Genomic DNA, 21656 nt, shown 5'->3' on the forward strand with positions numbered 1-21656 from the left:
CTGGTCACGGTGCGCGCGGGAACTCCGGATGCTGCCGGGTAGGCGACGCTCGTGACGCGGCCTCGATCATCGAGGGTGACGCAGATCCAGGCGCTATCAGAGGTGCGCTCTTCTCAGTCTTCACGAAACCGCCCTGGCTCGATCCGACAGGCACTCCGCAGGCCGACGCGCTGAGCGTGTCGCCGATCGCGAAGTACGTGATCGATAGTCCGTTCGTGGTCGGCGAGAGGTTGGAGGCGGTCGCCGCGGGGAGCGTCTTCCCGGTGCGGCGCCAGCCCTGGTCCGCGCCGGCGTACTGCGTCGCGGTCGTGAGGCTGAGCCCCGTGGGGTCGATCGAGGTAGCTGCGACGATGCCGAGCCACTGCTGGTCGGATCGAGCCGTCACATTGTCTTAATCTCTCACAATCGCTTTAATCCGCTGCAGACGCTCGTCCCGATCAGCATCGTTGAGGACTTCCTCCCCGCGTCGACGGATCACTTGTCCTGAATTTCCATCGACTTCCGGAAAATTCAAGAACCCTGAACTGCTTGTTGTATATCCCGCCGAAAGCTCTGCAGTCATCACGGCCTCAGACTTCCGATAGAGAGAATAGTGCCGAAAATAGGCGTAGGGTGCATACAAGAGCACGACGAAACCCAACAACCTCCAAGGCGATGCGAGAAAATTTATAAGTAATGCCGCGGCAAGTACGGAGGCGATCATTGCACGGAGATAATAGCGCAGACGACGCAAGTACGATTCTAGCGTGGGACCTTGCACCATATTTACTTGCTCAAAAAGCTCAAAGTTGCCCGGCCGGTCCCCAGCAGTGTCTCGTATCATCACCAACCGAACACCTCCTCGCCTGTCCGCTAATCACCGATGGCGCCAGCGCCAACACCGACTGCATTATAGCTGCGGTACATCTGCGTGGCCTGCTTTACGATAGTTATTTCTCCCGCTCTGACTGCTCCTCGCACCGCCGCAGCTCCTACACCGGGAGCTGCAGCACTGACTAACCCAAGACCGCAATTGATCCAACCGCCACGTCCAGATATCGCTTGGCCACAGTCGATGGCCGCTGCGGCAATACTTGTTGCCGCAGCGACTACGAGCAGCGCCTGGCCGACTATTGGCACCCATGATAACGCGACGCTGACGATACTGATCACACTTAGCACGGTGCTAACTTGACCCCAATCGACCGTCGCTGGCGCTGGCGAAGCAGAACTGACGTCAACGACGGTGGCCCCTAGTACGACAGCAAGCGACGCTGCCAAGACCGACACAACAGAACGAATACGGCGACGAGACACGCCACTCCCCCAAGGCTGAAACGACCTCCGCGAAGTGGGAGACAGCTCAGAGAACCCGACGAGGAAGCACAGAATCAAAGCGACACGCCGAGTTTACGCTTGACTCACCCCAATAGGGCACACGCGATGATTGCTCGTTTCATCAGCACACAGCTTGTCCCCGGCAGGCGCGGAGTCGGTTTGCAGCGCGGGTGGGTTCAGCATGCGGCGCGTCCGCAGCCTCGTCCACGTCGACACACTAGCGCGGCCAGGGCCGGGCGACCCTTGGCGGCAACGCCTCTGGGCGCAGGGCACATCGAGCTGCTCGACCACAATCGACGCGTCGGAGGACACCACGGCAACGTCCGCGATCCTCGGCGCTGCCATCCCCGCGCTGGTCGGCGCCGCGGCCCTGCCCTTTCGCGCGACTCGTCCGCCGATGTCAAGCTGCGGTGCTCACCGCGCGCCGGAAGACAAGACCATGCCGGACACAGCTGGCTCCGCCAGCATCCCGTGCGGGCCGGCATGAACAGCCCGCCCTAAGCGCGGTCCGCGAGGCCGCCCAAGGGGGAGCAACACAAAAAGGCGCCGGAGAAAAACTCCGACGCCTCCACCAAGACCAGCCTCAGCCAACATCCCGATGTCATTTGTTCGAGTACACATGTCTTGGTAGGCCCTACTGGTAACTACTCCAATAATTCGGCCAACCTGCCACCGGCGCGCTCGGAGCTCCTCAAGCTGGCCGCGCTCAAACCGACGCGGACTTCCACTCCTCTGCCAGCCGGAGACGCGGTCCGCTCCCTGAACCGTCGACTCGGACAGGCGGTGACTCAAGAGCTGGCCAAACGGTACCGGTCTGGCGAACACACCACTGACCTCGCCAAGGAGTACGGCCTCTCGGCAAACGGGGTCATCTCCGTCCTCGCAGCTCAGGGAGTCAGTCTTCGGCGTCGACCCCTGACGATCGAGCAACAGGCAGACGCCGAACGCCTCTACCTCGCCGGCACATCGGTCCAAAATATCGCGGACCGTATGACCGTCAGCTACAACTGCGTACGCCAGCACCTCGTCCGAGCCGACATCCCGCGACGACCACGCGGGGCGCGACACTGATTCGGCAACTACGCGGTATAGTCTGCGCCGCAGCTCTGCTCCCGGTCCACCTGCAGTGCAAGTTGCGATGGAACCATTGTGAGCCGTTTGTAGCCGATGACAGGACGATCATCCTCGCTGGCAACCCGCAGATCTTCGCGCCCACTTGTCTCTCTGACGAGCGCTCGTCTCTCCAACCCGCGGCTGAAACAGTACTTCCCCCAGAACCACGATCGAATCGGCCGCTCGGAGGCATGCGAGACTCAACCCATGAAGAAGTCCCACATCATGAGCACACAGGTATCGGGTCTGGTGGTCGCCGCGCTCCTCTTCTCTGGTTGCGCAACCAGCGACCTCCCAGGCGATCAGCAGTCAGTCGACCTAAGTGAGATAAGCAAGGAAATCGACACACTTTCGGGCATCAGCGTTTCAAGCATCTCTACCGTCCCGACGTCGGCACTTGAGAGAGGGACTCGCATTCGAGTGGCCGCGACCGTCGATTCACCGCTATCTATTGATGCGATCACGGCGCTAACAGACTATGGCGAGACGGTTGCGGCGGGCAACGATACGATCCTCCAGATCACCGTGTCAGACGGCACCTCTCTAATCGACCTGTCTACTGACGAGCAGTCGAACATCACGAGATTTCAGCTGGTAAGCGAATTAGAAGGCATCCACTCAGGCCCGATCTGGATCCGCTCCCCCTGGCAGGTCAGTCCTTTCGCCTCCGACTCAGACAACCAGGCACTTAATATATTGACGCAGCTGTCATTGAAGGACTTCAGTTCCGACCTTCCTGCGATATTGCTCGGCAAGGTGCAGAAACGGGACTTCCTAAACGCATCCCTCACTCTGACTGACGGGGAGCTTTCGACCTACTCAGACACTGATCATCCGCGCGATGCACACCAAGCTCTACTTGCGATCTCCTCTCCCATTGAAATGACCGATTTAAGCTGCCTGGGGACGCTGAGCGCAACGTCGAGCGTCTCTGGGTTCTTCCTCACAATACCACCAACTGCAAAAACTTCTGACGACGGAAGGTTCATTAGCAGCGATCCGGAGACTGCGAGCAACTTTGCAACGAGTGCTGAATGTGCACCCCTACTGACGAACGTGCCCCTTATTCCCGTGAGGAAGTAAGGGGCACGTTCGCTGGGTTAGATTTTTGAAACGAGTACGTCCACCCAGGCATAGGCAAGGGCAGTAAGCTGCAGCACTGAGAACTCGCTCACCGACGTAGCCGCGCCGTTCGACTCGGGATGCTGGAGAAGATACGTCCTGGAGCCGTTGAACAGCGTCGTGTCGACATTCGTGGCTCCCTGCGAGAACACCTGGTTTGCACACGTTCGAGCGTTTGCCTGCGAACCAAACCGAAGGCGAAGGAACGTTGCGTAACGATTCTCACCGGACACCAGGGTATCAGTGACTGCCCTGACCGTTAAGTCAGCAATCGATCCCATGCCGCCCTGGCCATGCCAGCGAGTGGCGACGTTGTAGCCATCGACATCCTGAATAAAGTCCAGAAGTCCATAGCTCAACTTGTTCGCTCCGGTTCCGCCGATAACTCTCCGACCAAAAGTATCAATCGACTCGCCGAGCGGCTGACCACTTTTCTTGTAATCACCGAGAGTGGTGATGAGGTCTCCAGCCCACCCGCCGATGTCGACAAACTCGGGACCAGTCTGTCGCGTGGTACGGGGTCGGTGCAGATAACCGTTCATCGTTGCGAAGAAGTGGTCAACTGCGACAGCAGATAGCCCCGGCAGGTTGTAGGTCGTTACGATCGGGCGCCGCGCCGCCGTCGCTCGCCGTTCGACGAAGCTAACCCAATCCCCATATCGAGGTCCAGCGAGAAGAGTCCAGTCTAGGCCCACGTAAACATCGTCCCGGAGGTACTGCGCAATGAGTTCGGGCACATTCGGCCCATCGTTATGCGAAGTAAACCAGTCCTCTGCCTGCGCTTCGAGCCAATACAGGAACTCAAAGAAAGCCGAGTTACTTACTCCGGAAGACGGAACGGGCGTCGGGTTGGTGGGGAACGGAGTTGCAGTCGCGGCGCCTGCAACGAGAAGCGCCGCCAGCCCGGCATAGGTTCGCGGGCCGGGATCGCCATCAATAGGGCCATTGTAACCCCCTCGCGCGGCGAGAGCCTGAAGGCTCCGGTACGTGTTCGTACCGGGGACTCCGTCGATCGGTCCTGTATAGCCAACTCCGCTCAGGAGGGACTGGATACCCTTCCAGGTGTTGGGGCCAGGAACACCGTCACTAGGTCCGGTGTAGCCGCCGATCTTGGCGAGTGCCTGAAGCGCGACGTAGGTGTCCGTGCCCGGTGCTCCGTCGATCGGCCCGGTATATCCGAAGCCACGAAGAACCGTCTGAACTCCCTTCCAGGAGTTCACACCCATCACGCCATCGACAGTGCCCGTGTAGCCACCCTTCGCGGCGAGACGCTGGAGCGCCTTCCAAGAGTTCGAACCCATTTCACCATCGACCGGCCCTACGTACCCGTACCCAGCGAGAACTTGCTGCATTCCTTTCCAGGTGTTTGTGCCCGGTGCTCCGTCTAGCGCTCCCGTGTAGCCACCAGCCTGGGCGATTCGCTGAATTGTCTGCCCGTCGCTGCCTGTCGCCGCACTGCCGCCAGCGCTATCGAGGTAGGCGCTGACCCCCGCATACGTGTTCGGACCCGGGTCCCCGTCGATCGGGCCGGTGTAACCGTAGGCTCGCGCGAGAAGCTGAACGCCCTTGTAGGTGTTGACTCCCGGTGATCCGTCAATCGGGCCGTCGTAGAAGCCGAGCGTTCGCAGCTGCTGCTGGACACCCTTCCAGGTGTTCGCACCCGGAGCACCGTCAAGCGGCCCCGTGTAGCCGCCCCGCTGCGCGAGACGCTGCAGGATCACCCCCTGCGACTGCGTCGAGGTGACGGGAGTTCCCGAACCACCGGAAACGATGCCGCCGGTCGGCGGAGCAGTTTCACCGTACGGAACGGGCGAAAGGCCGTCAAATGCACTCGCTCGCGCGATGTTCACGTCAACCGGAATGCCATTGATGCTCGCCGACGACGAGTACTGGTGGATCGCCCACGAGGGGAACGCGCTTCCGATGTTGGGCGAGGCGGGCGTCGTGTAGTGGGCGATCCAGAGCTTAGATCCGACTGCCTTCGTCTGAGTCCACGTGTTCGCGATGAGCATCGCGGAGTAGGTGTAGAGGAAAGGGGCTCGTCCGAGTCGGTTCTTGACGACCTGCATGAACGATGCGGTCTTCGCGTCGTCCCAGAAGATGCCGTCGTCGATTTTCTCGTTGTCCAGCGCAAGAATGTCGCCGTCTCGGTAGTCGTACAGATGGTCGACGAAGAAGTTGGCGTCACCGACTGGATCCGTTGACCCTGCCATCCAGTAGTGGCCAACGTTCAGGCCCGCACTGCGCGCGCGGGTAACCTGGTCGTGATAGTGAGGTGCCACATAGATGGGTGCAACATTCGTCCCGCCGGCCTTGACGATCGCGAACTGATATCCAGCGGCACGGACGGCATTGAAATCCAGATCCCGCTGCGTCGTTCCGGTGTCGATACCGTAAACGCCACGTGGACCAGTCGGAACTGACGGGGAAGTGGTGCCGTTGCCTGCGAGCCAGTTATTCAAACCGGTGTACGTATTGGTCCCAGGGACCCCGTCGATCGGACCGGTGTACCCACCTTCCTGGGCGAGCCTCTGCAGAGCCATCCAGGTGTTCACTCCTGGGGCGCCATCGATGGGCCCCGTGTACCCATAACCGCGCATGAAGGTCTGGATGCCAATCCACGTGTTGGTTCCGGGCACCCCGTCGAGAGGACCGGTGTAGCCGCCCTTCTGTGCCACCTTCTGCAAAGTCACGCCATCGACGTTGCTGATTCCGCCGCTCGGAGTTCCCGTCCCAGCAGCAGGAGTACCAACGTCAGCAAGCTTTTGCCCGACGAAGTCGAGCGACCAGCCTGCATAAGCAGCACCACCGTAGCCTGCCCAGGAGATCGTCCCGATTGCGGTGCCGTAGTTGCTAACTTTCGAACTCGCCATCAGCAGGCGGGTTCCGCCGCCATCCAGGTCGAGCGCTACGTGGCCTTCTGAGCCCATGCGCCACCAGTGGAAAGCACCGGCAGGGGCGGCCGAGGGGTTCGTCGAAATGATGCCGCTGTTGTACGAGCCCTCAGCAGCGGTGTCGCACGAACGGTCAAAGTTCCCTGCCCAGAACATAAGTGCTGCGCACCAGCCGGACCAGGAAGGTCCCCCCGCTCCAACATTCTTTGTTGGGTGCGCAATTGCCCAAGCATTCGCCTGGGAAACCGTGTTGAATGCCATGATCTTCTCCATGTGTTTAGTGCGCTTGCCGCGCAGAAGACAGACAAGCGGCAACCGATGGGGCGCGAACTCGACCATGTGGGACAAAGTTCCTACATACTGCGGGCCAGGTTCGGGTGGCGGGCGGCCGCGGTTCCGACGGATTTCGCGTGCCTGGCCTGGTAGTTTCCGTGCATGAGCATCCAAAAAATCACCGCCGTCGGTACTTGCGTCCTTATTGCTGGGTTGCTGCTGAGCGGATGCTCAGGTAGGACAGGCGCGCCCAATGGCGTGACCACGACGCCTGCTTCCTCCCCCGTGAACACCGTAGCCACCACCTCTACTCCCACACCGACGCCGTCAACCACCGCTTCAGCTTCGGTTTGTCAGGACGAGATAACGGTCCAGCTCGAGGAGACCCCGGAGGAGGTAGCGGGCTCCGGATACCTCGTCTTCAGCAACGGGGGCGAGCGCGTTTGTGACATCTCTGGGTTCCCCCTCGTCTCCTTCATCGATGACGCCGGTACTCCGTTCGGCACCCAGGACGAGGCTGACGCGAATGCCGTAGGTGGCCAGGTTGTGCACCTCGAGGCGGGAACGCAGGCCTACGCCTGGAAGCGGTGGATCCCTGCCGAATCAACGAACGGCGACTGCGGCAATCAGGTGCATGCTGCCGGGCTCCGCGTTCAAATCCCAGGCGCAACGCGTGCGACCTCGCTCCCCATTAATGTGACCCTCTGCTCCGCGACGTCGTACGCGCAGGAACTGTCCGTCGGGCCGATCGACGCCGAGCGGCGCACGGCGAGCAAGGGCTACTGAGCCGGAGCAGATGGCGAAGCGGTGAATCCGCTAGCGCTCCCCCACGCCTGACCGAGGATTGTTAGCCCAGGTCAGGAGCAGTTTTCCATGGAAAGGTGGGCCGAAGCGCCCATTGAAAGTGGCCTGATCGCCGGATCCTGAGGGATCCTCCTGCGCTCTACTCTGTCGAACGTATCTTCGAGTGTCGGTGGCATCGTTTACCGTCCCGACTGGGGAGATCACACACCAGCAGAGCGCGACCCGGGGGTACCCACCATGTCCATCCACGACCCACACCAGCCGAGCGACGGCGCAGGCCCTCGCGCGCCAGAAGCGGCGAGGGGCCTCAACCGGCGGCTCTTTGCACGGGCACTGGTGCAATTCGTACCGACCGTAAACGCGGTTCTCTTAGTGGTTCAAGCAGTCCTGGTGCAGCCTCCCTACGACACGCTTCTGCCAGCGTGGATCTATCTCGTCGTGAATGCCGCGGTCGTCTTGTGCGCCGCGCTTGTGCGCATCGTCGTCATCGTGACGAGCAACCCGGTGGTTCGTGCGTGGATCGGACTTGCAAACTCGACCGAGAACGAGCTCGGCTGATGATCGCAGCAATTTCTTTGGAGGAGACAGTTCACAATATTGAGGACAAAATGACCGCGGCAGTTGTTCTACGGCAGCGTCTATTCGCCGGCGCGCTCGCGTCATCCCTCCTGACAGGAACCGGACTAAACGTTGTCGGTGTCGGTTGTGACGGCAACGACGCCATCTTTCTAAGCCGGGTACATCGCCCACGAGTACTCGTGTTGGACGCGAACCTGAGTGGTCCGCCGAGGGCGCTGGTCATGGACTCAATCGCGCTTTACGCACCCGCAACCCGCATCTTGGAAATTAGCAGCGACCCCGCGCCCGCTAGCCGTAGTTCCCTATCGAAGCAGGTGTGGGACGTGCGAGGCTACCAAGAAGAACTCGATGAGCTTGTTCTGGCCGTTGAGTCTGTGGCCAAATCGTCCAAACGTAGCTCTATTCATGTGAGCACCGGCCCGCAACCGCTACACGTTCGTTCATCCGTACTGACGGGACGAGAGACGGAAGTGCTGACACAACTTGCAGAAGGATTGACGAATATTGAGATCGGAGTCGCACTGCACATTAGCGCAGGCACCGTCAAGCGTCATTTGGCGAATATCTACTCGAAGCTTGGGGTCAATTCTCGGGTCGAAGCACTTCGGCAGGCGTCCGCCCTCGGCGTAGTAAGGCTCTAACGTCCCAGCGAGCACCTCCAGCGACGTGACCGCCTGCACCGCCAGTAGAGATTTCATCCGCGCGGGGCCCGGGATCCAACACTGCGCCCTCGCCGATTGCCCCAATAATCCGGGACTGAAGCGCCCTGGTTTTGTTGGAGGCTGCTGACCTTGGAAACGAGGATGGAGTCGTGGTGTCGGATCAGGGATCTGGGAAACCAACAGCACGTTGGTATTCGCCAGAGGAGAAGGCTGCAGCGGTCCGGATGGTGCGCATGCTGCGGGCGGAGCTGGGGACCGAGCACGGGACGGTCGATCGGGTCGCGTCGCAACTCGGTTGCGGGGTCGAGTCGGTGCGAATGTGGGTCATGCAAGCCGATGTCGACGACGGCCACGTCGCGGGCGTGAGCATCGCGGAGGCGCGCCGGGTTCGGGAGCTTGAGCAGGAAGTGCGTGAGTTGCGTCGGGCGAACGAAATTTTGACGAGGGCCGCGTCTTTCTTCGGGGCGGAGCTCGACCGCCAACACCGGAAGTAGTCGCGGTCATCGACGCGAACAAGAACGACGTCGTCGAAGGTCGACCGCTCGGAGTCGAGCCCATCTGCAGCCTGTTGCAGGTGGCTCCGAGCACGTATTACGCCGCGAAGGACCGTGCCCCGTCAGCGCGGGCGCTCAGCGACGCGGTCCTCACCCCGGAGTTAGTGACGCTCTGGAAGACGAACTACTGCGTCTACGGGGTTCGCACACTCTGGAAGAGCGCCCGCCGCGCCGGGATCGACATCGGCCGGGACCAGACAGGCCGACTCATGCGCGCCGCGGGAATCGAAGGCGCGACCCGCTCAAGCGGGTCAAGACCACCCGGCCCGATCCGACCGCCGCACGGCACCCTGACCTGGTGAAGCGGGAGTTCACCGCGACGGGCCCGAACCGGCTCTGGGTGACCGATCTGACGTTCGTGCCGACGTGGGCCGGCGTCGCGTACGTCTGTTTCATCATCGACGTCTTCAGCAGGATGATCGTCGGCTGGCGGTGCGCGTCTCATATGCGCACCGAAATGGTCCTCGACGCAATCGAGATGGCCCGCTGGTCACGCGGTCGCCACCATGAGAATCTGCGCTGTCACAGCGACGCGGGATCTCAATTCACATCTATTCGCTACGGCGAACGACTGGCCGAGATCGGCGCCACCCCGTCGATCGGAACCGTCGGCGACAGCTATGACAATGCTCTCGCCGAGACCGTCAACGGCTATTACACGACCGAACTCGTCCGCGGACCCGCCCGCCCCGGCCCGGGGAAGACGGTCGAGGACCCCGAGCTCACGACCCTCGGGTGGGTGCACTGGCACAACACCAAGCGTCTCCACGGCTACCTCAGGGACATCCCACCCATGGAGTTCGAGCACGCGTTCTATGCTGTCCAAACCGACCGCGATCCGCTGGCGGGAATCAAAGAGCGCGAATCTCCAACGGACCCAGGGCGCTTCAACTACCGTTTCAGTTCCACGGCCAGCGTTCATTCGCCATGCTTCCACGCCAGGCGCACTCCCATAAGCCGGAGGAAGTGCACGTCCTCATCGAGCGCTGTAGCCCCGGCCCACGGCATCGAGCTCGCGATGGACGGCTCCGTCGACGTGCCTGCGCTGAAGGTCAAGCTCGAGCAGACCACGCTACAAAAAGATGCGCTCGCCGAGAAACTCAGCGAGGGAGATGAACGACTCGAGTACGGAGCGGAGAAGGCCGCAGCCTATGTAGAACTCCTAGCGGATCCGGGCGCACTGTACCGAGGAACCACCGATCCGGTCCGCCGCGACCTGCTTCTGGCGTTCTTCACCCGCATGATCGTCGAGATCGATGACGACCGCGCCCTCGAACTCAGCAGTGACCGCAACACGGCGAACGCCGCCGTCCACCGACTGGCCGGGCATATCACCGAACACCCATCCGAGACAGCGGAACAGACACAAAAAAGCCCCGGCACTCCTGCCGGGGCTCCCGAAATGTACGAACTTTGGTCTACTCGTTCTCTTGGTTCGAGTAAGACGCATCTGGCTGGGGTACCTGGACTCGAACCAAGAACAACTGAACCAGAATCAGCCGTGTTGCCAATTACACCATACCCCAATGGCCATCCGAAGGTGCCTTCGTGGCCCTGCGGCGAGCGGAACGAGTCCCGAGCGCCGAGGTACGACAGTACCCTATGGCCGCACGCTGCCCAAATCCGGCCCGTGGATCGCGAAGATCTCCGACTCAGGGGCCGCCTCGCCCAGGCGCGCGCGCACGAGATCGCGGTTGACAGCGGAGGCGACCTGGGCTCCCGACCCCGCCGCGACGATCAGCTGCTGCGGCCCGGGCGCGGTGACCTCGCCCGCTCCGTAGAGTCCGGGCACCGAGGTGCGTCCGCCGGCGTCGACGCGAAGGAACCCTTCGGCGTCGCGGGCGGGACCGGCCGCATCGAGGAAGTCGAGCACGGGCACCCACACGGGCCGCACGAAGGCTCCGGTGCGCGGGACGACATCGCCGTCGCTCAGCGCGACCCCGGTCATCTCGGCGAGCTCGCCGACGAGATCGGCGACCGGGCGGCGCTCGACGCGCACGCCGATCGAGCCGAGCAGGGACTCGTCGGCATCGCTGACGACTCCCGTGCCGTTCGTGAACACCACGAGGTCGGTCGACCACTGCGAGAGGAGCATCGCTCGCTCGGCGAGGTCGTCCGTCTCGCCGATGAGGGCGAGCGCCTCGCCCGCCTTCTCGTAACCGTCGCACTCCATGCAGCTGTGCACAGCAGTGCCGTAGTAGGCGCGGAGGCTCGGCAGGGCCGGGAGTCGCTCGGAAAGCCCGGCGGCGACCACCACGGCCGTCGCGACGACGGAGCGGTCGGCGGAACCGCGTACGCCGCGCGCGGAGACGACGAACTCGCCTCCCGAGCGCTCGACGCCGGTGACGAGGGCCATGCCGACCTCGGCGGCCTCGTAGCGCTCGAACTCCTCGCGACCGAGGCGCCGCAGTTCGAGGGGCGAGATGCCGTCGCGGGTGAGGAAGCCGTGCGAGTGCAGGGTCGCTGCGTTGCGCGGGCGGCTGCTGTCGAGGAGGAGGACGCTGCGGCGCGCGCGCACCAGGTTGAGGGCCGCCGAGAGCCCCGCGGGACCCGCGCCGATCACGACGACGTCGTAGCGGCCTCCGATCGCCTCCCCCACGCTCAGGCCTGTCGCGAGGCGGTGAGGTGGGCCGAGAGCTGGTCGAGGCGCGCGAGCGACTCGCGCTTGCCGAGGATCTCCATCGACTCGAACAGCGGAGGCGAGACGCGGCGCCCCGAGATCGCGGTGCGCAGCGGGCCGTAGGCGATGCGCGACTTCAGGCCCAGCCCTTCGATGAGCGCGGAGGCGAGCGCCTCCTGGACCGAGGCGGTCAGCCACTCCGACTCGGGCACGAGCTCGAGCGCGCCGACGGACGCGGCGAGAACCTCGCCGGCGTTCGCGGGCAGGCCCTTCAGCGCGTCCTCGTCGTAGCTGAGCGCATCGGCCGTGGTGAACAGGAACCCGAGCATGCCGGGAGCCTCGCCGAGCAGACCGATCCGCTCCTGCACGAGCGGCGCCGCGGCGTCGAGCACGGCGCGCTGCTCGGCGCCCGGCGCCCCCTCGAGCACCCCCGCTGCCACGAGGTAGGGGATGGTCCGCTCGGTGAAATCGTCGACCGCGAGGAGGCGGATGTGGTCGCCGTTGATCGACTCGGCCTTCTTGAGGTCGAAGCGCGCCGGGTTGGGGTTGACGTCGACGACGTCGAACGCCGCGACCATCTCGTCGATCGAGAAGACGTCGCGATCGTGGGTGAGCGACCAGCCCAGCAGGGCCAGGTAGTTGACCAGGCCCTCGGGGATGAAGCCCCGGTCACGGTGATGGAAGAGGTTCGAGGAGGGGTCGCGCTTGGAGAGCTTCTTGTTTCCGTCGCCCATCACGTAGGGCAGGTGGCCGAAGCGCGGCACGAAGGTGGTGACCCCGATGTCGATGAGCGCGTGGTAGAGCGCGATCTGGCGCGCGGTCGAGGGCAGGATGTCCTCGCCGCGGAGCACGTGCGTGATCTGCATGAGCGCGTCGTCGACCGGGTTCACGAGCGTGTAGAGCGGCTGCCCGTTGGGGCGGACGACGACGAAGTCGCTGAAGGAGCCGGCCGGGAAGGTGATCGGGCCGCGGACCAGGTCGTCGAACGAGAGATCGGCGTCGGGGACACGCAGGCGCAGAGCCGGCTGACGGCCCTCGGCGCGGAAGGCGGCGCGCTGCTCCTCGGTGAGCCCGCGGTCGTGGTTGTCGTAGCCGTGCTGCTTCGCGCGACCGGCAGCCTCATTGCGCGCGTCGATCTCCTCCGCCGTGGAGTAGCTCTCGTAGAGGTGCCCGGAGGCGAGCAGGCGCGCGATCACGTCGAGGTAGACGTCGGTGCGCTCGGACTGACGGTACGGGCCGTGCGGGCCGCCGACCCCGACGCCCTCGTCCCAGTCGAGTCGCAGCCAGCGCAGGGCGTCGAGGATCTGCTCGACACTCTCCTCGCTGTCGCGCGCGGCGTCGGTGTCCTCGATCCGGAACACGAAGGTGCCCCCCGTGTGCCGCGCATACGCCCAGTTGAACAGGGCGGTGCGGATGAGTCCGACGTGGGGGGTGCCGGTCGGCGACGGGCAGAAGCGGACGCGGACGTCGCTCCCGGTCGCGGTGGTGAACGGGTGCGCGTCCGGCGCGCGATCCAGGGGCGGAGTGAGCTCAGACATACGAGGGGAATCCTACCGGCGACGCCGAGCACGCGCCCCGGCGGGTGCCTCGCCGCATACCCCGGCGCACTGCTCCGAGTCAACCGACTCGACCACGAGAAGGAGCAGTGGTGCGCTGGGCCCGGGCCCGTCGAGTCGTCCGAGTCGCGCAGCACGCCGCACCGGAGACTCCCTTCGGCGTGCCCGGAAGGAGCACGCATCAGCATGATCGACCTCGACACCGCAACGGACCGACCCCTCGGGCTCAGCGAGAGCGCCCGGGAGGAGAAGGACGCGCGCACCCTCTCCCTGTTCCACGAAGCGGCCGGCGCAAGCGGTGCAGAGGGCGATCGGATCCGCGAGCGGATCGTGCTCGACCACCTCGGTCTGGCCGAGGCGATGGCCCGACGCGTGTCGCGAGGAGGAGGCGACTGGGCGGAGCTGCGCCAGGTCGCCTACGTGGGCTTGGTCAAGGCGGCATCACGATTCACTCCCGAGCGCGGTGCAAGCTTCGCGGCCTTCGCGGTGCCGACGATCACCGGCGAGCTCAAGCGGCACCTCCGCGATCTGGGCTGGACGATCCGTCCGCCGCGAGGAGTGCAGGACCTGCACCGGCGCTCGGTCGTGGTCGCGGACGAACTCGCGCAGGAGCTCGGGCGACAGCCCGGCGACCACGAGATCGCGCGACGCCTCGGAGTGAGCGCCGCGGAGGTCGCCGACGCGCGCAGCGCCGGGCACCCGCTCTCGCTCGATGAGACCGTGGGCGCGGGTGAGAGCGGTGTGCGGCTCGGCGACACGCTCGGCGGGGAGGACGAGCGCCTCCTCGAGATCGACCGGCGGCACGGGCTCGCCGAGGCCCTCGCCGAGCTCGACGACGGGCAGCGCGAGCTGCTGAGCATGCGTTTCGTCGAGGAACGGACGCAGCAGCAGATCGCGGACGCCCTCGGGATCACCCAGATGCAGGTGTCGCGTCTCCAGCGCCGGATCCTCGCGCAGCTGGCCGAACGTCTCGGAGCGCCTTCGCGCCGGCATCAGCCCCGCGCACCGCGGGCGCGCGTCGCGACGGTCACGCCGGTGCAACCGGCCGCTCAGCTGCGCTCGGCCTGACCCTGGGTACCCCTCCCGCGCGCGAGCGAGCCCCCTCCCGCGCGGGCAGGGAGGCGAGGGCCGCGAGCACGTCGTCGACCTGCACGGCCAGCAGTGCCGGATCGGGTTCCGCCGAGAAGACATCGCCGCGGCGCAGCGACGCGTCGGTGAGCACGACGTGCGGCCCGGAGGCGGGCGGTCCCCACGCCTCGGGCGAGGCCGGACCGAAGATCACGACCGAGGGGACGGCGTAGGCCGACGCGAGATGAGCGGCGCCGGTATCGACGGTAACGACGAGTTCGGCCGCAGCGACGACGGCCGCGAACTCGACGAGGTCGACGGCTCCCGCGAGCACCTCCCCCGTGCCGGCCAGCTCGGCGACGCGGGAGGCGCGAGCGGCCTCGTTAGCGCCTCCCGTGTAGACGACGCGGCGGCCCTCGGCGGCGAGCGCGCGGGAGACCTCGGCGAAACGCTCCTCCGGCCACTCCCGCGAACCGTAGAAGGCGCCGATGTGCACGACGGCTGCTCCCGCGACAGGCGCTGGCGCCTCCGGGATCCTGATCGCGACGTCGTCCGGGTCGGCGTCGAGGCCGATCGAGCCGACCAGGCGGGCCCAGCGTGCGCGTTCGAGTTCGCCGTCGATCCAAAGCGGACGCGGATCGCCGGGCCCAGCACCGGGGTCGAGGGCCGGCACACGGAACTCGAGCGTGCGCTGCGGGGCGATCTCGCGCAGCCGCCGCCGCGACTCCGGCCCGTTTCCGTGCAGGTTGACGGCGAGCTCGGTCCGCCCCTGGTCGATCGGGAGCGGGTCGTCGAGGCCGTGCAGAGTGGGCACGAGGGCGTCGACCCCCTCGACGAGGTCGACGATCGGCTCGAGCCAGGGCGTCGTGGCCAGGACCAGCCGATGCTCGGGAAAGCCGCGCCGCAGCGCCTTCAGAGCCGGGACGGCGACAAGCAGGTCGCCGAGCTTGAGGGCACGGAGGGCGAGAATCTCCGGGGTGCCGTCCGGAGCGGCGAGAGCGAGCAAGGCGCCTCCTTCCTGTCACGGTCCCGGTACCCCGCGGAGCGAGGCTCAGACGCGCCAGGAGGATCCGGCCGACGCCCTGCGCATCGACGCGCCCGAGCCGACGACTTCTCCTCCTCCGCGGTTTACAACCCCGCGCAGGGGGTACGAGAAGGAGGTGAGCCAGCCGATCCCCCGCACCGCGCCAAGCGACAACGACACGCGCCGGGCGAGCCCTCAGCTCCGGGGGATCCTCTTCGACCGCGACGCGACCCTCATCGTCGATGTGCCCTACAACGGCGACCCGGAGCGGGTCGAGCCGATGCCGACGGCCCTCGACGCGGTCGAGCGCGCTCGGGAAGCACAGCTCGCGGTGGGAGTCGTCACGAACCAGTCCGGCATCGCCCGCGGCATCATCGACCGCGCACAGGCCGAGGCGGTGAACCGTCGCGTCGACGAGCTCTTCGGCGGCTTCGACGTGTGGATGCTGTGCCCGCACGCTCCCGGAGACGGCTGCGCCTGCCGCAAGCCCGCGCCCGGGATGGTCCTCGGCGCCGCAGAGGCGCTCGGGCTGCCCGCCGACACCCTCGCCGTGATCGGCGACATCGGCGCCGACGTGGGCGCCGCGACGGCCGCCGGCGCCCGCGGCGTGCTGGTGCCGACTCCGATCACCCGCGCCGAGGAGGTCGCGGCGGCCGAGGTGTGCGCGCCCACCCTCCTCGAAGCGGTCGAGCTGCTGCTCGCCGCACAGCCGGAGGACACGGAGTGACCCGCCGGGTGCTCGTGGCGCGGCTCGACAGCGCCGGCGACGTGCTGCTGTGCGGGCCGGCGGTGCGCGCGATTGCCGACGACGCCGAGGTGCTGCTGCTCTGCGGCCCCCAGGGCGCGGCCGCCGCGGCGCTGCTCCCCGGCCCCTCCGTGGTGCGCACCTGGTGGTGCCCGTGGATCGGCGACGCCTCACGGCCGGCGGACGCGGGCCTCGTCGAGGAGCTGCGCGCCATCGTGGAGGAGTTCGCACCCGACGAGGCCGTGATCCTCACCTCCTTCCACCAGTCGCCGCTGCCGCTCGCACTTCTGCTGCGCGTGTTCGGAGTCGGCCGCGTCTCGGGCGCCTCCGTGGACTTCGCCGGCGCCCTGCTCGACGTGCGCCTCGTGCCGGGCGAGACCCTCGCGGACGATCAGCCGGAACCCGAGCGCGCGCTCCAGATCGCGGCCGCGGCCGGGTTCACGCTGCCGGACGGCGACGACGGACGCCTGCGGGTGCGGCGCGAGGGTCACCTCCCCGCCGCCCTCGACGGCATCGGGCCCTACGTCGTCCTGCATCCGGGAGCCGCCGTGCCCGCACGCACATGGCCCGCCGCGAGCGCCGCGCAGGCCGTCGAGCTGCTCGCCGACTCGGGCGTCGCGGTGGTCGTCACCGGCGGCCCAGGCGAGCGGGCGCTGACGGCCCAGGTCGCAGGGACGCGGGGCCTGGACCTGGGCGGCGCGACCGACTTCGCGGGGACCGCCGAGGTACTCGCGGGCGCCTCGGTGGCGATCTGCGGCAACACCGGCCCGGCCCACCTCGCCGCAGCGGTCGGCACACCCGTGGTCAGCCTCTTCGCCCCGGTCGTGCCGGCCGTGCGCTGGGCGCCCTACGGCGTGCCTGTCGCTCTGCTGGGCGATCAGCACGCGCCGTGCGCGGGCTCCCGGGCGCGCGTGTGCCCCGTGCCCGGGCATCCGTGCCTCGCGGGCGTGAGCGCCGAGGAGGCGGTGGCCGCGGCCCTGCGCCTCCGCCGCGCCGCCCGAGCGACCCCGGATCGAGAGGCGATCGCATGAGGATCCTGCTCTGGCATGTGCACGGAGGGTGGGCCGACGCGTTCGTCCGCGGCGCGCACGAGTACTTGCTGCCCACGACCGCCGCTCGCGACGGCTGGGGCCTGGGCGCGGGAGGGCGCGACTGGCCGAACGCCGTCGAGATCGCTCCCGACCGGGTGCGGGACACCGAGGTCGATGCGGTGCTCCTCCAGCGCCCGGAGGAGCTCGCTGAGGCGGAGCGCCTGCTCGGCCGGCGCCTGGGCCGCGAGATCCCGGCCGTGTACGTCGAGCACAACACCCCTCGCGGCGACGCTCCCACGACACGGCACCCCTTCGCCGACCGAGACGAGCTGCTGATCGTGCACGTCACGCACTTCAACGCTCTGATGTGGGACACGGGCTCCACGCCGACCACGGTGATCGAGCACGGCATCCGCGATCCCGGCCCCCTCTACACCGGCGAGCTCTCGCACTTCGGAGTCGTCGTGAACGAGCCCGTGCGCCGCGGCCGCGTCGCGGGCACCGACCTCCTCCCCCGCTTTGCCGCCGTCGCGCCGCTCGATGTCTTCGGGATGAAGGCCGAGCAGCTGACCGCACTGCCCGGTCTCGAGACGGCGACCGTGCTCGGCGACGTCCGCACGGAGGCGATGCACGCCGCGCTCGCCCGCCGCCGCGTGTACCTGCACCCGTTCCGCTGGACCTCCCTCGGCCTCGCCCTGCTCGAGGCGATGCACCTGGGCATGCCCGTCGTCGCGCTCGAGGTGACGGAGGCGGGCCGTGCCGTGCCTCCCGAGGCCGGCGCGATCTCGAACGACCTCGACACGCTGCTCGCCTCCGCTCGCCGGCTGGTCGAGGACCCGGAACGGGCCGCACGGGCCGGAGCGGTGGCCCGGGAAGCCGCACTCGAGCGCTACGGCCTCGCTCGGTTCCACCGCGACTGGGACGAGGTGCTCGGCGGCCTGCGCCCTCGAGTCCCCGCCACCATCCTCGAAGGGAGCACCCGATGAAGCAGCATCCCACCGCCCGTGCGCTGACGATCGCGCTGGTCTCGGAGCACGCGAGCCCTCTCGCGACGCTCGGCGGCGTCGACGCCGGGGGCCAGAACGTGCATGTCGCGGCGCTCGCCGACGCGCTCGCCCGCCGCGGTCACCGCGTGACGGTCTACACGCGTCGCGACGACCCCTCCCTCCCCCGCCGCGTGGCCTTCACGTCGGGAGTCGAGGTCGTGCACGTCGACGCCGGGCCCGCCGCTCCCGTCCCGAAGGACGAGCTGTTGCCCTTCATGGGCGACTTCGCCGTCGACCTCGCGCAGGACTGGCAGCGAGAGCGGCCCGACCTCGTGCACAGCCACTTCTGGATGTCCGGCGTCGCGGCGCTCGACGCGTCCGACAGGGTCGAGCGCGCGACCGGTGACCGCGTGCCGGTGTTCCACACCTTCCACGCCCTCGGCGTCGTCAAGCGCCGCCAGCAGGGCGCACTCGACACGAGTCCCGAGGAACGCGCCTGGCTGGAGCCGGGCGTCGGCCAGCGCGTCGACGGCGTGATCGCAACCTGCTCCGACGAGGCGTTCGAGCTCAAGGGCCTCGGCGTTCCGACGGCACGCATCTCGGTCGTGCCGTGCGGAGTCGACATCGACCGGTTCACGGTCGACGGCCCGGTCGCGCCGCGCGGGGAGCGCCGACGGCTGATGACCATCGGCCGGCTCGTGCCGCGCAAAGGTATGGGGATCTCCATCGAGGCGCTGTCCGGAGTGGTCGCAGCCGGCGTCGACGCCGAGCTGGTGATCGTCGGCGGCTCCGGCTCGGGAGATGCCCTCACCGCCGACCCCGAGTACCAGCGCCTGCACGCGGTCGCTGAGAGCCTCGGAGTCGCCGACCGAGTCGACTTCGTGGGGCAGCTCTCGCAGAACGAGATGCCGGCGATGCTGCGCTCGGCCGAGGTCGTGGTGTGCGCGCCCTGGTACGAGCCGTTCGGCATCACTCCGCTGGAGGCGATGGCCTGCGGAGTGCCGGTTGTCGCGACCTCCGTCGGCGGGCTGATCGACACGGTGGTCGAGGACGTCACCGGCGTGCACGTTCCGCCGCGCGACCCCGCGGCCCTCGCCGCGGCCCTCACCGCACTCCTCACCGACCCCGAACGGGCTCGCGCATACGGAGCCGCGGGCCGCGACCGGGTCGAGTCCCGCTACTCCTGGGAGCGCGTGGCCGCCGATACCGAACGCGCATACACCGCGACCCTCGCGGCGCTCGGCGAGGACCGGCCCCTGCTCACCGGCACCCCCTCATCCCCCAGCTCCCGGAAGGCGGCACCGCGACGATGACCCTCGACACCGTTCTCGACACTCCCACCGACGCCGCGCGACGACTGGTCGATGACCACGTCGCGCATGCGCTCGACGTCGTCGCACAACTCGGACGTCACTCCGACCGGATCGCCGCGTGGGGCGCGGAACTGGCCGACCGCCTGCATGCGGGCGCGCGTCTGCTCGCCGCCGGGAACGGCGGCTCGGCGGCGGAGGCCCAGCACCTGACGGCCGAGCTCGTCGGCCGCTTCGACGGCGACCGCATCCCTTTCTCGGCCCTCTCTCTGCACGCCGAGACCTCGAGCGTGACCGCGATCGGCAACGACTACGGCTTCGACCACGTCTTCGCACGGCAGGTCACCGCGCACGCGAGGTCCGGCGACATCGTCGTGCTGCTGTCCACGAGCGGGCGCAGCGCGAACCTCCTCCACGCTGCCGACGCCGCTCGCGCCGCGGGAGCCCGCTCGTGGGCGCTGACGGGCGCCGGTCCGAACCCCCTGACCGAGATCTGCGACGAGTCGATCGCCCTCGAGGGGCACGGGGCGAACGTGCAAGAGGCGCAGCTCGTGCTCGTGCACGCGCTCTGCCGCGCCTTCGAGCACCGCATCCGCGCCCGGACGGGGGCGACGGCGTGAGCCGGATCGCCGTCGTCGGCGACGTGATGCTCGACATCGACCTCGCCGGGCCGGCCGAACGACTGAGCCCCGACGCTCCAGTGCCCGTGGTCGATGTGACGGCCCGCAGCGTGCGGGCGGGAGGCGCCGGGCTCGTCGCGAGGATGCTCGCGCGCGACGGACACGAGGTGACGCTGGTGACGGCGCTCGCGGCCGACGACGATCCCGACGTCGCCGAGCTGCGCGCCGAGCTCGACGGGATCCGCGTCATCGCAGGACCCTCGGGGGCGCCCACGCCCGTGAAGACGCGCGTCGCCGCCTCCGGACAGGCCGTCGTGCGGATCGATCGCGGCTGCGAGACTCCGCCGATCCCCGGCATCACCGCCGAGATGCTCGCCGCGCTCGGCGAGGTCGACGCGGTGGTCGTCGCCGACTACGGCCGAAGGCTCACCGAGCACGCCGAGCTGCGCGCCGCGCTCGAGAGGCTCACCGTTCCTCTGGTCTGGGACCCGCATCCGCGCGGCTCGCGGCCGGTCGCCACGACCGCCCTCGCGACTCCGAACCTCGCCGAGGCGAGCGCATTCTCGGGAGCGACCGGGCGCGGAGTGGCGCGGGCCGAGTCGGCGGCGAGCACCCTTCTCGAGCGGTGGGGCTGCGCGGCCGTCGCCGTCACCATGGGCTCCTCCGGTGCGCTGCTGCGCGCGCGGGGCGCGAGCGTGCCCGTGGTGGTGCCCGCCGCCTCCGTGCCCGCGGGGGACCCGTGCGGGGCGGGCGACCGGTTCGCCGCCTCCGCAGCGGTCGCGCTCGCCCGCGGGGCCACGGCTGCCGAGGCCGTGGCCACGGCGGTCGCCGCCGCCGGCGCCTACCTGCTGGCGGGCGGAGTCGCCTCCCTCGCCATGCCCGCCGACCCGGCTCCTCTGCGCGGAGACGTCGACGCCCTGCGCGTCGCCGAGGCGGTGCGCAGCGCAGGAGGCACCGTGGTGGCCACGGGAGGCTGCTTCGACCTGCTGCACGCCGGCCATGCCCGCACGCTGTCGGCGGCCCGGTCGCTCGGCGACTGCCTCATCGTGTGCCTCAACTCGGACGACTCTGTGCGCCGCCTCAAGGGGGCGTCGCGGCCGATCATCCCCGAGGACGACCGCGTCGACCTGCTGCTCGCGCTCGAGTGCGTCGACGCCGTGGTCGTCTTCGGCGAGGACACGCCGGACGAGGCGCTGCGTCGCGTCCGGCCGGACGTCTGGGTGAAGGGCGGCGACTACTCCGCCGAGTCCCTGCCCGAGACGGCCACCGTCGCCGAGTGGGGCGGGCGCGTGCTGACCGTGCCCTACCACCCGGGCCGCTCGACCACCCATCTCGCCGCCGCACTCGCGCGCGTCGGCTGATCGATCCACCCCTCCGG

Annotated in this window: 18 protein-coding genes, 1 tRNA gene, 1 pseudogene and 1 other annotated feature; of the genes and pseudogenes, 12 read left to right on the forward strand and 8 right to left on the reverse strand. The window is 67.5% G+C overall.

Annotated features, from left to right (window positions below; all coding sequences use genetic code 11):
• Positions 1 to 4: 4 nt before the first annotated feature.
• Together ITJ45_RS08985 and ITJ45_RS08990 are read right to left on the reverse strand one after the other, a co-directional pair.
• Positions 5 to 385, reverse strand: coding sequence for a hypothetical protein (locus tag ITJ45_RS08985; RefSeq protein ID WP_194609142.1), 381 nt, complete (start codon positions 383 to 385; stop codon positions 5 to 7).
• 6 nt (positions 386 to 391) lie between these two features.
• The gene (locus tag ITJ45_RS08990; protein WP_194609144.1) at positions 392 to 703 is read right to left on the reverse strand and encodes a hypothetical protein; all 312 of its coding nucleotides are present in this window, start codon (positions 701 to 703) and stop codon (positions 392 to 394) included.
• Positions 704 to 2637: 1934 nt separating this feature from the next.
• Between ITJ45_RS08990 and ITJ45_RS08995 the strand changes: the two genes are divergently transcribed.
• Positions 2638 to 3513, forward strand: a complete 876-nt coding sequence (locus ITJ45_RS08995) for a hypothetical protein (RefSeq protein WP_194609146.1) — start codon at positions 2638 to 2640, stop codon at positions 3511 to 3513.
• A gap of 17 nt (positions 3514 to 3530) precedes the next feature.
• Here the strand turns inward: ITJ45_RS08995 and ITJ45_RS09000 are convergent, their stop codons facing one another.
• Positions 3531 to 6785, reverse strand: coding sequence for a GH25 family lysozyme (locus tag ITJ45_RS09000; RefSeq protein WP_194609148.1), 3255 nt, complete (start codon positions 6783 to 6785; stop codon positions 3531 to 3533).
• A 96-nt stretch (positions 6786 to 6881) separates the two neighbouring features.
• Between ITJ45_RS09000 and ITJ45_RS09005 the strand changes: the two genes are divergently transcribed.
• The 4 genes and pseudogenes from ITJ45_RS09005 to ITJ45_RS09020 form a co-directional block, all read left to right on the forward strand.
• On the forward strand, positions 6882 to 7505 hold the full coding sequence (locus tag ITJ45_RS09005; protein ID WP_194609149.1) for a DUF4232 domain-containing protein: 624 nt from the start codon (positions 6882 to 6884) through the stop codon (positions 7503 to 7505).
• A 408-nt stretch (positions 7506 to 7913) separates the two neighbouring features.
• Positions 7914 to 8081: a hypothetical protein gene (locus tag ITJ45_RS09010; protein ID WP_194609151.1), complete on the forward strand. Its 168-nt coding sequence runs from the start codon at positions 7914 to 7916 to the stop codon at positions 8079 to 8081.
• Positions 8081 to 8743, forward strand: a complete 663-nt coding sequence (locus tag ITJ45_RS09015; RefSeq protein ID WP_194609153.1) for a response regulator transcription factor — start codon at positions 8081 to 8083, stop codon at positions 8741 to 8743. Before ITJ45_RS09010 ends, ITJ45_RS09015 begins: the two co-directional genes overlap by 1 nt.
• A 170-nt stretch (positions 8744 to 8913) precedes the next feature.
• A pseudogene (locus ITJ45_RS09020) lies at positions 8914 to 10174 on the forward strand (IS3 family transposase); the annotation flags it as partial.
• Positions 9213 to 9347, forward strand: a sequence feature (AL1L pseudoknot). Its footprint overlaps the pseudogene before it by 135 nt.
• A gap of 306 nt (positions 10175 to 10480) precedes the next feature.
• On the opposite strand, the gene ITJ45_RS09025 reads toward ITJ45_RS09020, so the two are convergent.
• The 4 genes from ITJ45_RS09025 to gltX all read right to left on the reverse strand — a co-directional run bounded on the left by ITJ45_RS09025 (position 10481) and on the right by gltX (position 13476).
• The gene (locus ITJ45_RS09025) at positions 10481 to 10660 is read right to left on the reverse strand and encodes a hypothetical protein (RefSeq protein ID WP_194609154.1); all 180 of its coding nucleotides are present in this window, start codon (positions 10658 to 10660) and stop codon (positions 10481 to 10483) included.
• 109 nt (positions 10661 to 10769) lie between these two features.
• Positions 10770 to 10844 (reverse strand) — tRNA-Gln (locus ITJ45_RS09030).
• A 74-nt stretch (positions 10845 to 10918) separates the two neighbouring features.
• Positions 10919 to 11917, reverse strand: coding sequence for an NAD(P)/FAD-dependent oxidoreductase (locus ITJ45_RS09035; protein ID WP_323742954.1), 999 nt, complete (start codon positions 11915 to 11917; stop codon positions 10919 to 10921).
• A gap of 2 nt (positions 11918 to 11919) precedes the next feature.
• On the reverse strand, positions 11920 to 13476 hold the full coding sequence (gene gltX / locus ITJ45_RS09040) for a glutamate--tRNA ligase (protein ID WP_194609156.1): 1557 nt from the start codon (positions 13474 to 13476) through the stop codon (positions 11920 to 11922).
• Between the two features lie 204 nt (positions 13477 to 13680).
• On the opposite strand from gltX, the gene ITJ45_RS09045 reads away from it, so the two are divergent.
• Positions 13681 to 14562 (forward strand): sigma-70 family RNA polymerase sigma factor, encoded by an 882-nt coding sequence (locus ITJ45_RS09045; RefSeq protein ID WP_194609158.1) that lies wholly within the window; start codon positions 13681 to 13683, stop codon positions 14560 to 14562.
• On the opposite strand, the gene ITJ45_RS09050 is transcribed toward ITJ45_RS09045, so the two are convergent.
• The gene (locus ITJ45_RS09050; protein ID WP_194609160.1) at positions 14522 to 15568 is read right to left on the reverse strand and encodes a glycosyltransferase family 9 protein; all 1047 of its coding nucleotides are present in this window, start codon (positions 15566 to 15568) and stop codon (positions 14522 to 14524) included. The genes ITJ45_RS09045 and ITJ45_RS09050 overlap by 41 nt on opposite strands.
• 154 nt (positions 15569 to 15722) lie before the next feature.
• On the opposite strand from ITJ45_RS09050, the gene ITJ45_RS09055 reads away from it, so the two are divergent.
• From ITJ45_RS09055 to rfaE2, 6 genes are read left to right on the forward strand one after another with little or no spacing between them, the layout of a single operon-like run.
• A complete protein-coding gene (locus ITJ45_RS09055) occupies positions 15723 to 16313 on the forward strand; it encodes an HAD-IIIA family hydrolase (RefSeq protein WP_194609848.1) in 591 nt (196 codons plus the stop codon).
• Positions 16310 to 17362, forward strand: coding sequence for a glycosyltransferase family 9 protein (locus tag ITJ45_RS09060; protein WP_194609851.1), 1053 nt, complete (start codon positions 16310 to 16312; stop codon positions 17360 to 17362). Before ITJ45_RS09055 ends, ITJ45_RS09060 begins: the two co-directional genes overlap by 4 nt.
• Complete coding sequence (locus ITJ45_RS09065; protein WP_194609162.1) at positions 17359 to 18348, forward strand: glycosyltransferase; 990 nt, start codon at positions 17359 to 17361, stop codon at positions 18346 to 18348. Before ITJ45_RS09060 ends, ITJ45_RS09065 begins: the two co-directional genes overlap by 4 nt.
• 23 nt (positions 18349 to 18371) lie before the next feature.
• Positions 18372 to 19661, forward strand: a complete 1290-nt coding sequence (locus ITJ45_RS09070) for a glycosyltransferase (RefSeq protein WP_194609769.1) — start codon at positions 18372 to 18374, stop codon at positions 19659 to 19661.
• A complete protein-coding gene (locus tag ITJ45_RS09075) occupies positions 19658 to 20278 on the forward strand; it encodes a D-sedoheptulose-7-phosphate isomerase (protein ID WP_194609164.1) in 621 nt (206 codons plus the stop codon). The genes ITJ45_RS09070 and ITJ45_RS09075 overlap by 4 nt, the downstream gene beginning before the upstream one ends.
• Complete coding sequence (gene rfaE2 / locus ITJ45_RS09080; protein WP_323742955.1) at positions 20275 to 21639, forward strand: D-glycero-beta-D-manno-heptose 1-phosphate adenylyltransferase; 1365 nt, start codon at positions 20275 to 20277, stop codon at positions 21637 to 21639. The genes ITJ45_RS09075 and rfaE2 overlap by 4 nt, the downstream gene beginning before the upstream one ends.
• Positions 21640 to 21656 lie beyond the last annotated feature (17 nt).

This window comes from Rathayibacter sp. VKM Ac-2879 (assembly GCF_015351245.1).
Classification (GTDB): domain Bacteria; phylum Actinomycetota; class Actinomycetes; order Actinomycetales; family Microbacteriaceae; genus Rathayibacter.

What these genes read in the sequence shown, in the direction of transcription:
- ITJ45_RS08990 (WP_194609144.1), bottom strand. Translation starts at nt 703, where the DNA reads ATGATCGCCTCCGTACTTGCCGCGGCATTACTTATAAATTTTCTCGCA.
- ITJ45_RS08995 (WP_194609146.1), top strand. Translation starts at nt 2,638, where the DNA reads ATGAAGAAGTCCCACATCATGAGCACACAGGTATCGGGTCTGGTGGTC.
- ITJ45_RS09000 (WP_194609148.1), bottom strand. Translation starts at nt 6,785, where the DNA reads ATGGTCGAGTTCGCGCCCCATCGGTTGCCGCTTGTCTGTCTTCTGCGC.
- ITJ45_RS09005 (WP_194609149.1), top strand. Translation starts at nt 6,882, where the DNA reads ATGAGCATCCAAAAAATCACCGCCGTCGGTACTTGCGTCCTTATTGCT.
- ITJ45_RS09015 (WP_194609153.1), top strand. Translation starts at nt 8,081, where the DNA reads ATGATCGCAGCAATTTCTTTGGAGGAGACAGTTCACAATATTGAGGAC.
- gltX (WP_194609156.1), bottom strand. Translation starts at nt 13,476, where the DNA reads ATGTCTGAGCTCACTCCGCCCCTGGATCGCGCGCCGGACGCGCACCCG.
- ITJ45_RS09045 (WP_194609158.1), top strand. Translation starts at nt 13,681, where the DNA reads ATGATCGACCTCGACACCGCAACGGACCGACCCCTCGGGCTCAGCGAG.
- ITJ45_RS09065 (WP_194609162.1), top strand. Translation starts at nt 17,359, where the DNA reads ATGAGGATCCTGCTCTGGCATGTGCACGGAGGGTGGGCCGACGCGTTC.
- ITJ45_RS09075 (WP_194609164.1), top strand. Translation starts at nt 19,658, where the DNA reads ATGACCCTCGACACCGTTCTCGACACTCCCACCGACGCCGCGCGACGA.